Origin of the sequence: Polaromonas sp., assembly GCF_030682935.1 — a bacterium.
Lineage (GTDB): Bacteria > Pseudomonadota > Gammaproteobacteria > Burkholderiales > Burkholderiaceae_C > Polaromonas.
In genome coordinates this window covers 1-11563 of the sequence record NZ_JAUXNA010000349.1, presented here as the reverse complement: position 1 = coordinate 11563, position 11563 = coordinate 1, and the positions used below count along the sequence as shown (strand labels likewise).

Annotated in this window: 10 protein-coding genes and 2 pseudogenes; 4 read left to right on the top strand and 8 right to left on the bottom strand. The window is 59.9% G+C overall.

Going from position 1 to position 11563, the window contains the following annotated elements; genetic code table 11:
* Positions 1-1781: L-glutamate gamma-semialdehyde dehydrogenase (locus Q8K05_RS16300; protein ID WP_305247663.1), on the top strand; the 1781-nt coding region annotated here is incomplete at its 5' end.
* Here the strand turns inward: Q8K05_RS16300 and Q8K05_RS16295 are convergent.
* On the bottom strand, positions 1778-4318 hold the full coding sequence (locus tag Q8K05_RS16295; RefSeq protein WP_305247662.1) for a bifunctional diguanylate cyclase/phosphodiesterase: 2541 nt from the start codon (positions 4316-4318) through the stop codon (positions 1778-1780). The genes Q8K05_RS16300 and Q8K05_RS16295 overlap by 4 nt on opposite strands.
* 601 nt (positions 4319-4919) lie before the next feature.
* Here Q8K05_RS16295 and Q8K05_RS16290 point away from each other — a divergent pair.
* Together Q8K05_RS16290 and Q8K05_RS16285 are read left to right on the top strand one after the other, a co-directional pair.
* Positions 4920-5228: an RNA-binding protein gene (locus Q8K05_RS16290; RefSeq protein ID WP_305247661.1), complete on the top strand. Its 309-nt coding sequence runs from the start codon at positions 4920-4922 to the stop codon at positions 5226-5228.
* 76 nt (positions 5229-5304) lie between these two features.
* A pseudogene (locus Q8K05_RS16285) lies at positions 5305-6339 on the top strand (IS1634 family transposase); the annotation flags it as partial.
* Between the two features lie 96 nt (positions 6340-6435).
* Here Q8K05_RS16285 and Q8K05_RS16280 read toward each other — a convergent pair.
* The 4 genes and pseudogenes from Q8K05_RS16280 to Q8K05_RS16265 all read right to left on the bottom strand — a co-directional run.
* Entirely contained in the window at positions 6436-7350 is a 915-nt protein-coding gene (locus Q8K05_RS16280; protein WP_305247660.1) for a hypothetical protein, read from the bottom strand.
* 26 nt (positions 7351-7376) lie between these two features.
* Entirely contained in the window at positions 7377-8429 is a 1053-nt protein-coding gene (locus tag Q8K05_RS16275) for a glycosyltransferase family 2 protein (RefSeq protein WP_305247664.1), read from the bottom strand.
* 142 nt (positions 8430-8571) lie between these two features.
* Positions 8572-8826 (bottom strand): hypothetical protein, encoded by a 255-nt coding sequence (locus Q8K05_RS16270; protein WP_305247659.1) that lies wholly within the window; start codon positions 8824-8826, stop codon positions 8572-8574.
* Between the two features lie 101 nt (positions 8827-8927).
* A pseudogene (locus Q8K05_RS16265) lies at positions 8928-9365 on the bottom strand (IS4 family transposase); the annotation flags it as partial.
* Between the two features lie 196 nt (positions 9366-9561).
* On the opposite strand from Q8K05_RS16265, the gene Q8K05_RS16260 reads away from it, so the two are divergent.
* Entirely contained in the window at positions 9562-10116 is a 555-nt protein-coding gene (locus Q8K05_RS16260; RefSeq protein WP_305247658.1) for a polymer-forming cytoskeletal protein, read from the top strand.
* 35 nt (positions 10117-10151) lie between these two features.
* Here the strand turns inward: Q8K05_RS16260 and Q8K05_RS16255 are convergent, their stop codons facing one another.
* The 3 genes from Q8K05_RS16255 to Q8K05_RS16245 form a co-directional block, all read right to left on the bottom strand.
* A complete protein-coding gene (locus Q8K05_RS16255; RefSeq protein WP_305247657.1) occupies positions 10152-10880 on the bottom strand; it encodes an LrgB family protein in 729 nt (242 codons plus the stop codon).
* Positions 10873-11244 (bottom strand): CidA/LrgA family protein, encoded by a 372-nt coding sequence (locus Q8K05_RS16250; RefSeq protein WP_305247656.1) that lies wholly within the window; start codon positions 11242-11244, stop codon positions 10873-10875. Before Q8K05_RS16250 ends, Q8K05_RS16255 begins: the two co-directional genes overlap by 8 nt.
* Positions 11245-11266: 22 nt before the next feature.
* The coding region (locus tag Q8K05_RS16245; RefSeq protein ID WP_305247655.1) for an FAD-linked oxidase C-terminal domain-containing protein at positions 11267-11563 on the bottom strand (297 nt) is incomplete at its 5' end.

Here is an 11563-nt window from a genome sequence, read left to right as displayed (position 1 = left end):
CCCGCAACGCCGTGCCTTTCGAGTTGCAGCGCCTGCACGGCATGGGCGAAGGCGTGTTCCGCGAGGTGCTGAAAAACCCGCTGATCAACTGCCGCGTTTACGCGCCGGTCGGCGCGCACCGGGACCTGCTGGCCTACCTGGTGCGCCGCCTGCTGGAAAACGGCGCCAACTCCTCGTTTGTGCACCAGCTGGCCGACGAATCGGTGGGCATGGACCAGCTGCTGCTCTCGCCGCTGCATCTGGAGCCGGCGCTCTTTTTGCCGCTGCCGCCCGCGCTGTTCGGCCCCGCGCGCCCCAACAGCCTGGGGCTGGACTTGACGGTCGACAGCATGCGCGCGCCGCTGTTCGCCGCATTGCGCGTCGTGCAGGTGCCCGTCATTCCTGAGTTTGATGCCAAATTGGCCTCCAGCCATTTAGCTACGGGCTTTAATAGCTATCAAAAATGGAGCAAAGTGCCGGTGGCCGAGCGCGCCGCCATCCTGCGCCGTGCCGCCGATGCGCTGCAGCAGCAGATGCCGAGGTTCTGCGCACTGATGGTGAAAGAAGCGTTCAAAACCTGGGGCGATGCCGTGTCTGAAGTGCGCGAGGCCATCGACTTCTTGCGCTACTACGCCAACGAAGCCGAGCGCATCATGGCGCCCATCGCCTTGCCCGGCCCGACCGGCGAGACCAACGAGCTGCGCCTGAACGGGCGCGGCGTTTGGGTCTGCATCAGCCCGTGGAATTTCCCGCTGGCGATTTTCATCGGGCAGGTGGCGGCGGCTCTTGGCACCGGCAACGCCGTGCTGGCCAAGCCCGCCGAGCAAACGCCGGGCGTGGCCTGGGAGGCGGTGAAGTTGTTGCACCAGGCCGGTGTGCCCGAAGGCGCTTTGCAGTTGCTGCACGGCCCCGGCGACACCGTGGGCGCCGCGCTGGTGGCCGCGCCCGGCGTGGCCGGCGTGGTGTTCACCGGCTCGACCCAGGTCGCCAAGCTGATCAACCGCGCGCTGGCCGCCAAGGACGGCCCGATCGTGCCGCTGATTGCCGAAACCGGCGGCATCAACGCCATGCTGGTGGACAGCACCGCGCTGCCCGAGCAGGTGGTCGATGCCGTGGTGCAAAGCGCGTTTCGCTCGGCCGGCCAGCGCTGCTCGGCGCTGCGCCTGCTGTGCGTGCATGAAGGCATTGCCGATGCCGTGATCGAGATGATCCAGGGCGCGGCCCGCGAACTGGTGGTGGGCGACCCGGCCGAACTGGCGACCGACCTGGGGCCGGTGATTGACCGCGAGGCCTGTGACAACATCGGGCAGCACCTGCAGCGCCTTCATTCATCATCAAAAGTGCTTCTACCGCAGGATCAGCGAGCACAAGCAGCTACTGATTCAATAGCAAATGCAGTCTGGCCCGCCGCCTTTGAAGTGGCCAGCCTGGCCGAGGTGAAAGACGAGATCTTTGGCCCGGTGCTGCAAATCGTGCGCTGGGGCAGCGGTGCGCTCAAAACGCCGGAAGTCGTCATTGAGCAGATCAACGCGCTCGGCTACGGCCTCACGCTGGGCATCCAGACCCGCATTGACTCGCGCGCGCAGGCGCTGGCCGCTGCCGCGCATGTCGGCAATATTTATGTGAACCGCAACATGATTGGCGCGGTGGTCGGTGTGCAGCCCTTTGGCGGGGAAGGCCTGAGCGGCACCGGCCCCAAGGCGGGCGGCCCGCACTATTTGTACCGCTTTTGCGCGGAACAAACGGTGACGGTGAACACCACGGCGGCGGGGGGCAATGCGGCGTTGCTGGCGGGCGCTTAAAGGGCTGTGGACGCCGTGAGTGTTGGGTGTGCGGCCTGCGTGCCCAGGTAGGCCTCCAGCTGCCCGATCGGCAGCGGTTCTGAAAACAGGTAGCCCTGGAAATGGTCGCAACCCTGCTCGATCAGGAAGTCGCGCTGGGCCTGCGTTTCCACGCCCTCGGCCACCACCCCCAGGCCAAGGCTCTGGGCCAGCGTGATGATGGCGCGCGAAATGGCAGCGTCGTTCGGGTCGGTCAGCAGGTCGGCCACAAAGCTCCGGTCTATCTTGAGCTGGTCCAGCGGCAGGCGCTTGAGCACCGACAGCGACGAATATCCCATGCCAAAGTCGTCGAGCGCCAGCGTGACGCCCAGCGCCTTGAGCGTGCCCATCTTGGCGAGGGTGATTTCCATGCTGTCGGCCAGCAGGCTCTCGGTGAGCTCGAGCTTGAGCCGGTGCGGCGGGATGCCGGTGCGCGCAATCGTTGCCATCACCGTGTCCACGAAGTCCGGGTGCCGGAACTGGCGCACGCTCACGTTCACCGCCATGCTCAGGCCCGCCGTGTCGGGCCGCCCGGCCCAAGCTGCGAGCTGCGCGCACGCGGTCTCCAGCGCCCACTGGCCCAGCGGCAAGATCAGTCCGGTGTCCTCGGCCGCCGGAATAAAGTCAGCGGGCGCCACCAGCCCCAAGCGCGGGTGCTGCCAGCGCAGCAGGGCTTCGACGCCGGTGATGTGGCCATGGCGGTCGACCTGGGGCTGGTAATACAGCAGAAACTGGCGCTCTTGCAGGCCGATGCGCAGGTCGGAACTGAGTGCGGCCTTGGCGCTGGCGGCGGCCTGCAGGTCGGGGTCAAAAAAGCAGACAGTGTTGCGGCCCTGGGTTTTGGCCTGGTACATCGCCAGGTCGGCCTGCTTGAGCAGTTCGCTCACACTGCTCTGCAGTCCGCCGAGCGCGGTCACGCCCATGCTGGCGCTGGCGTGGTGCTGGTGGCCGTCCAGATCGAAGGGCGCACGCAGGTGGTTCAGTACCTTTTCTGCCACGACCCGCGCCCGCGCGGCGGCGGCGGCCGGGTCGTCACCCAGGTCTTCCAGCATGACGACGAACTCGTCGCCGCCCAGGCGCGCCACGGTGTCGGTCTTGCGCATGCAGTCCAGCAGCCGCGTGGCGATTTTTTGCAGCAGCTGGTCGCCCTTGTGGTGGCCCAGCGTGTCGTTCAGCGCCTTGAAATTGTCCACATCGATAAACATCAGCGCACCCCCGCGCTGGGTGCGCGCACTCTGGGCCAGCGCGTGCTGCAGCCGGTCCAGCAGCAGCTGCCGGTTGGGCAGCCCGGTCAGCGGATCGTAAAAGGCCAGGTGGTGAATCTCGTCTTCGGCTGCCTTGCGCTGGGTGATGTCCCGCCCCACCGCGACCCAGTGCGTGAGCTGGCCCGCCGGCGCGAGCACCAGGACAATCTCCAGTTCTACCCAAAACCAGCTGCCGCCCTTTCTGTAAACCCGCAGTTCGCTGCGAACCTGTCCGTTTTGCTGCAGCGCCTCGGACATGCGGCGCAGCTCGCCAATCTGGGGTTCAGGCCCCAGCAGCATGCGCGGCGTCTGTCCCAGCACTTCCTCGCGGCCGTAGCCGGTGTACTGCTCGAAGGCATCGTTGACAAACACGATGCGCGGCGCGCGTTCACCGACCGGCAAGGCCTCGGCAATCAGCACGATGTCGTTGAGCCGCGAGATGCTGGTTTCCAGCAGCATCAGCTGCTCCTGCGATTTCCGCCGCTCGCTGACGTCGCGGAAATACACTGCCAGGCCTTCGGCAAACGGGTAAGCGCGCACTTCCAGCCACTTGCCCAGGGGCCCATAAAAGTCCTCGAATTCGACACGGCGATGAGTGGCCAGCGATTTTTCGAGCTGCTGCTTCAGGCGCTCGCCTGCGCTGTCGGCAAATCCCTGCCAGATTGCCTGGCCCAGCAGGTCGCCGGTGCTGCGCTGCAGCAGCCGCTCGCTTTCCTGGTTGAGGTAGGTGAAGCAGCACTGGCGGTCCAGCGTGACAAAGGCTTCCGTGATGCTGGCCAGCGTGGTGGTCAGGCGCATCGCCAGGCGAATGGTTTCGCGCTGGGCCTGCTTATGGGCAGAAATATCCTGCAATGCGCCCTGCAGGCGCACGATCTGGCCCTTTTCATTGCGCACGGCCTCACCTACGGCGCGCACCCATTTGGCAGTTCTGGCGGTCGCCATGATCTGCATCTCTTCGTCAAAGGGCGTTCCGTCCTGGCCGCAACGCTGGATCAGGGTGCGCAGGCGTTCGTGCCATTCGGGCGTGAATCGGGCCACCATCGCCTCCAGCAGCAGCGAACTGCCCGCCGCCACGCCCAGAATGGCTGCAAACTCGTCCGAGTGCATCAGCCGGCGGCCCGGCAGATCCATCGACCAGCTGCCGATATGCGCCGTGCGCTCGGCCATGGCCAGCAAGCTGCTGCCCGGGTGCAGGGCCATGGGCGCGTGGTCGACCAGCGCGGATCGGCTTTGGTTCGCCACCGGCACACCGTCAGCGAGGGGCTCAGGGCGCATGAGCGGCCAGGGCTCCGGCTGGAAGGGGCGTCATGCCAGCCGCGCTGCGCAGGGGTATCACGTTGGATGTCATGGGTTCAGGCGCCGGCGGCAAAGTGGCCTGTTCTGCAAGCAGAGTGCCGGGCTGTAACGCACACCTTGACCTTCAACGTGCTGTGCCCCTGCAGTGTCTTGACCAAAGACGCCATCTTGATGGCTTTGGGACAGGTACCGAAAACAGGAAGAGTTGTCTGGTTCATTTGAACATCCTTGCATCAAGTTGGCAGTGACACCAAATAAGAAAGTGCGAAGAAAGTGCGGCCTCAAAGCGATGTTAACGCCACGGGTATGCAGCGGCCAGTTTAGGCAGCGATGCACAGGTTCGCCGGTCCATTCTTCTTGCGCTTGTTGTACATCAAATGAACGCCATTTTTAGTGGCTATTTTTCCATGTCTTGTGGCGTCCGGGGCGCCATGCACTTGGCAGAAAGTGCTTCGCAATCCGGTTGAGAAATCTCAAGTGCCGTTACAAGCTGCGGGCATATCTTTGAGCAAAGGGCCAACGCATTGAAGGGGCCGTCCGTGAAGTTGGCCTGAGATCACGAACATCGAAAGAAACCATCATGAACGCACTTGAGAAGCTCGGACACTGCCCGGATGTCGCCACCTTGAGGCCAGCCTTGCAGCGGCTATGCGGAAAGTTCGGTCGCATTGCACGGCTGGACGTCCTCACCGCCATGCACGAAGGTACGAAGCAGGCGATCTGTTTTCTGCGACTGGATTCAACCGAGAAGGAACAGGTCCTTATGAAGGCGCTGGGCGTGGGCCGTTTTGGGGGGGAAATCGTGTTTGTGGTGGACCTTCATGCGCCCGTGGCCAGCGAGGATGAGGGGCCATCCTCCGAGTGGGCCGAGTCCCAGGATTTCGAATAGGCCCGATAGAGCGCTGGTCTCCGGTTGTTCGATGCACAAAGCGATAGATCGCACGGACGAGCCGATGTGCAGCATTCGTGACTTCTTATTCGGCACCAACTCGCCGCTGTACCACGAGGTGTTTGACGGCAATACGGCCGAAGTCACCACCCTCAAACCCGTCATTGAGAAAATTGTTAAGCGCTTTCCCATCAAACGCATCATTGCCGTGGCGGACCGGGGGTTGCTGTCAACCGATAACCTGGCAGAGCTGCAGGCCATCACCCTGCCTGGGGGCGGGAAGCTGGAATTCATTCTGGCGGTGCCGGGGCGGCGCTATGGCGATTTCGTTGAACTCCTGGAGCCATTCCATTCGGCGCAGTGCACCAATGCCAAGGAAGAGGTACTGGGCGAGACGTCATGGAACAAGCTCAGACTCATCATCGCGCATGATCCGCAGGTCGCCCTGGATGCCGGCGCCAAGCGTGACGGCCGCATTCAAGAGTTGGACACGCAAGCCGCCCTTTGGGCGGGCAAACTCGATGCCCAGGACGCGGGAGGGCGCAAACGCGGTCGCAAGCTGTCTGACGGTGGCACCCGCGCCCGCTTCTACCATGAGGTGTGCGAGGCGCATCTGGCACGGATCGTACGGGTTGACCTCAAAAGTGAGTTGTTCACCTACGCAATCGATGAACGGGCCTTGACACATGCGCGCCTGATGGATGGCAAATTACTGCTGGTCACCAACACCGCCGATCTGGCGCCCGATGAAGTCGTCAAACGCTATAAATCGCTGGCTGATATTGAGCGGGGTTTCCGTGTGCTCAAGTCTGAGATCGAGATTGGGCCGATCTATCACCGATTGCCGACACGCATTCGCGCGCATGCGTCGATCTGCTTTATGGCGCTGATTCTGTATCGGGTCATGCGGACCCGATTGCGCGCCAGCGACACCAAACTCTCACCCGAGCGCGCCCTCTCGAAACTGCGCCGTATTCAGCACCAGCGGATCACGCTGAACAACAGCCAGCCCATCGCTGGACTGTCTTCGATTACCAAGGAACATACCGACATTCTGTCTGCGCTGACGATCAAAAAACCAACCCTAAACACCCAGTTGACTCTTTTGTAGTGGAGCGTTTGAGACGCCCCCCTATATAGATCAATAACTTACGCGATTAGCTGTCGAACTCGGGAGTCCGGAATCAGCGAGCGCCTTGGGGGCTAATCAAAACCCAATGATCCACTCGGCCAGCAAGTAGCGGTAGCGGTAATTAGGGCCGTTGAATGACCCGTTTGAGTTCAGCCCGCCACGCATGCGAAACGAATCGGTGCGGTTAATCGGGCTTTGCAGCCCGACTTCCAACAGCTGCGTTGCTGTGCGCGGATCGTCGCCTATCTTTTGCTGTCCGAACCCGGCAGTCACACTTGTATTCCAGCCTTGGATTTTTTTGCGCCACGCAAGCGCAAGCATCGACTCCTCGTAATGGCCAGGATTGAAATAATTGCGCCCGACATCTTCGCTGGAACTATCGTAGGCACGATAGCGCGCCTGCAACGTCAACCCGAGGTCGAGATCAGGTTGCACAATCAGCTTGAGACGGCGGTGATTTCTGGCGTTACCGTCGGAAAAATTCTGGCGCCCCCCTGTCCCGACAACGGTGACATGCGCCCCCAAGCCCTGCTCCAGCGCAATACCGGAAAAAGTGAAATGGATACCTTTGTCCAGCGCGTTAGCAGTTTCGACCCAGTCCCGGCTGAGGAACAATTCCAGTCCGGTGCGTTCGGCCAGCATTCTCCGATAGTTTGCATCCGCTGTGAAAAGATCGTGTTGTCCCTGGCGAAAGAATCCGCCTTCGACCTGCCAGCCATTGGCAGTCGCCGGATCGATTTCGCGATGCAAAACACTGATTTGCTGCCCGCTACGAGACCAGTTGTTCTGTTCAAAATGATGCGTGGTGTAACGAAAACCGGTCTGCGAATCGGCGTGTTTATATTTCGGCAAATATTCAATCGCGGCGCGTTGCGTTACAAAACCTTCGTTATCCCTGGATACATACAGTGCCGCACCTGCGCCTTGCCTGACACTATCCTCATCGATAGCAGCCAGGCAAGTGATAGATGTAAGGCACAGTGCGCTCAATACTATTGCTCGACTCGATATGGATTTCATTTTGTGCCCCAATTTTTTTTAAAATTGAGCATTTCTGAAAGATAGCCGACGAGACAGATTGGCTGCAGGATTAAACTGTAGCCGAATGCATAGATTAAAAAACCTGCGAAATTGGCGCGCACATGGAGATGCCTGTGATCGAACATCCTTTTGCCAATGAAAAACATGATGTAATTCATTGCCATTGCCAATGGTATCAAGGCCAATGTCATGGGTCCGACAATCCAATAGTATCCAAACAGGGCAAGCAATATGCCTGGGATGAAACTAATGGTAAAGATAAAATCCAATAGTGGAAACAGCAGGTTCCAGTAGATAAAAAAAGTTGAGAGGCGCGGCGAGAGCAGAATACTCGGATGTTTTTTGAAAGCTTCCATCATGCCGCGCGACCAACGCTGGCGCTGCCGGCTAAATTGCTTCAAGGTCGCAGGAACATTGGTGAATATGCAGGCATCTTCACTATGGCCGACCCGATAACCGCGATTTAGGATAGCCCATGTCAAGACGATATCTTCCCCCACACAATCCGGCCAGCCGCCAACTTCAATGAGCGTATTTCTGTCGTAGAGTGAAAATGCCCCCTGTGCCACCAATGTGCCCTGAAAAAGCGATTGCACCCGCTTGATTGCGGCGATGCCGTGAAAATAGTCCCACTCCTGGGCCTTGGTAATCCAGCTTTCACGAGAATTTCGCACCAGTACGGCGCCGGAAATCGCCTTGGTATTTGCCGGATCTTGAAAATACCGTTCCACGATGCGTTGGAGCGAATCAACGAACAGATAAGAATCTGCATCAAGGGTAACTATGATGTGGTAATGGGACTGGGCAAAGCCTTGATTGAGCGCCTTGGCTTTGCCGCCATTCTTTTCCAGTCTAATCAATTTCAACCACGGATAATGCGCCATCGCGGCAGTCACAATCTCGGCAGTTGCATCCTTGGAGCCATCGTCAATGACAATCACTTCAAATGGACCACTGTAATGCTGGAGTTCGATACTTTTGAGCGTTTCGCCTATGCTCGCTTCCTCGTTGAACGCGGCAATCAGGATGGTGAGAGGGGGGTAAATTCATTTCGTTATACACAAGTCTCTGACCAACGTTTTGCAGACTTCGACGGTACCGCTAAGTTGTTGATTTGTATAGGGTGAGCCAACGCAGGGCGTGAAAAACGTGAGATCGTAAGTTGTTGATTTAAAACAAGAAAAAAGTTGTGTATAACGAAATGGGGTAAATTGCCAGCGGAACACATTTCGGTCGTCGATCCATGATCAGACCTGCCAATAGGAAAGCATTCATGAAACCGGGGATGATTGCGATCCCAAGAATGATTGCTGCGGTCAAAAAAACGCCAATGAGGGCTGAAAGCTCGCCAAACCAGTACTGCGCAAGGTAGATTGAAATCGCAGTCCAGAACAGGGCGAAAACGATCGCAATCGCAAATTTCATTTTTACGGGAATATACATTATTGTCCCCCTGCAAACGGCTTAAAAATTATTTAGTATAAGTTCGATTATTACCGAATTTCGGCCGCTTTTAGCCCATTTCGTTATACACAAGTCCCCTGAGTCTGAAGCTCGCGTGAGAACCGGATGCCAGCGGCGAAGTCAAGGATGCGCTGCATGCCCAGCCAGATCGTCTTGACTCCCGGCTCACCATCGTCCGTTCTCGCAAGAAAGCCTCCCAGCCTGGCGACCAGGCGCACCACCTCGTTGAGTGTAGGCGGCTTGTCGGGCAATTTCTGCTTGTTCAGGATGTAGGCCGCTTTCCACTCATCGGGCTCGAACATCAGTTGTGCATCCATGTCTGGGCAACTTCGCCCCAGACGCATCAGCCGGGCAATGCGCCAGGCCACCACCATGTACAGCACCAGGGCGCGCTCAATTTTTTCAACGCAGCCCGGCTGCAAGGCCTCAATGCGGCAGCCGTTCTTGAGCACGTGAAAGAACATCTCGATCTCCCAACGAGTCCGGTACCAGTCGATCATGCGGGCCGCCACTTTCAGACGGCCTGTCGTCATGCCAAATAAGGCCTTTTTTTGATGTCGGGTGAGCGCCTGCAGGGCGCGGCATGGCCTGCCGTCTGGTGCTGGATGTAAGAATTAATTTCGTTACCTCTCTTGCACAAGAGGGCAGATTTTTGTTTTCTGCAGACGTACCATCTGCACTTTTTAAGGAAGTCACATGGCAACACCGTTTTTTGGCAAGCGAGAGAATGAGACACCGACCAATGCACGTCCTGGCTCAGCCAGTGCGTACGGCAACACGGCTGCATCCGGCACACTGAACTCCGCCTCCCAAACGGCCAGCCAGCCCAACGCGGCCCGACCGGTGACCGAAGCGTTGACCCCCGCAGGCAGTGGCAAAGAGGGCGGCAGCAAGCTGACCGTCGGACCGAACATCAAACTCAAGGGCGTTGAAATCACCGACTGCGACACCCTGGTCGTAGAGGGGTTTGTCGAAGCCACCATGGATTCGCGCGTGATCCAGATTTCAGAACAGGGCTCGTTCAAAGGTTCAGCCGAGATTGATGTGGCTGAAATCCGCGGCGAATTCAACGGCAACCTGACGGTGCGGGACAAGCTGGTGATTTACGCGACCGGCAAGGTCACCGGCACCATTCGCTACGGCAAACTGGTGGTCGAGGAAGGTGGCCAGATTTCCGGGGAAATCATGTTCGGCACCAGCGGCAATGCCAAACCGGCGAGTGTCAGCAAGCCGAGCCTGCAGGCGGCGTAAACGACCAAGGGTCGGGCCGCAGCCCGGTCAGGTCGTTAATGAAACAGCCGGAAGGCCAGCGGAATCAGCAGCGACGCGAGTACCACCTGCAAGCCCAGCGCCAGTCCGGCATAGGCACCCGCATCGGCATTGACCTGCATGGCGCGCGCCGCGCCAATGCCGTGTGACGCAGTGCCCAGTGCGAATCCGCGTGCCGCCCAGCCCGCGCTGTCCGTCGGGATGCGCAGGACGGCAAACAGGTATTTGCCGCAGAGCGCGCCCACCAATCCGGTGATCACGGAAAATACGGCGGCGAGCGCCGGAATGCCGCCTACCTGTTCGGCAATCCCCATGGCGACCGGTGCCGTGACGGATTTGGGTGCAAGCGACAGGGTTACCTCTGGCGGCAGGCCGAAGGCCCAGGCCAGCAGCAACGCGGAGCCCCCTGCTGCCACGCCGCCCGCCAGCGCAGCAAGCAGCAGGCGCCCCCAGCGCTGGCGCAACTCTTCACGCCGCAGCCAGAGCGGCCAGCCCAGCGCGACCACGGCCGGACCGAGCAGGAAGTGAATGAATTGGGCGCCGGCAAAGTAGCTGGGATAAGGCACGCCGGTGGCCAGCAGTCCACTGGCCAGAATCACCACCGTCCACAACACCGGGTTGGCCCATGGTGCCTGCCCCAGTCGGGTGTAGGCGGCTTGCGCCGCCACATAAACCATCAGCGTCGCCGTCAGTCCAAACAGCGGCGAGGCCGAAAGATAGACCCATAACTCCACAAATTTAGGCATGGGGTTCTTGCTCCGGGGCAGGGTCGGGCGGGTTTGCCAGCAGGTGCATGGTCAATACGGTCACACCCAGGCCGGCCAGCGTCGACACGACGATGACCACCAGCATGCGCACGCCGTACTGGCTCACGAGCGAAAGATGGGTCATCACGCCCACGCCCACGGGCACAAAGAGTAACGAAAGGTGCGACAGCAAAAAAGTGGCGCAGACGGCAACCGGCTCCCGCACGGGCGTCCAGCGCAGCGCCAGCAGCAGCAAAATCATGCCCATCACGGGGCCTGGAAGGGGCAGGGACAGCCCGCGCGCGAGCAACTCGCCCACCGATTGAAGCGCCAGCAGCCAGGCCAGTCCGCGCAATGCCTGCATCCTGGAACCCGTTTCTGCCTGATTAGAAGCGCGGCAAATCCGGATGCGCCATCTGCCCGCCGCGCACCAGCTTTTTCCCGTACTCGACGCAGCGGTTCAGCGTGGGAATCACCTTGCCGGGATTGAGCAGTCCCTTGGCGTCAAAGGCCCGCTTCACGCCAAACATCTGCTCGTTTTCCTGCACCGAGAACTGCACGCACATGGAGTTGAGCTTTTCCACACCGACGCCGTGCTCGCCGGTGATGGTGCCGCCCATGGCGACGCTGGTTTCCAGGATGTCAGCCCCAAACAGCTCGCAGCGCCTCAGCTGGTCGGCGTC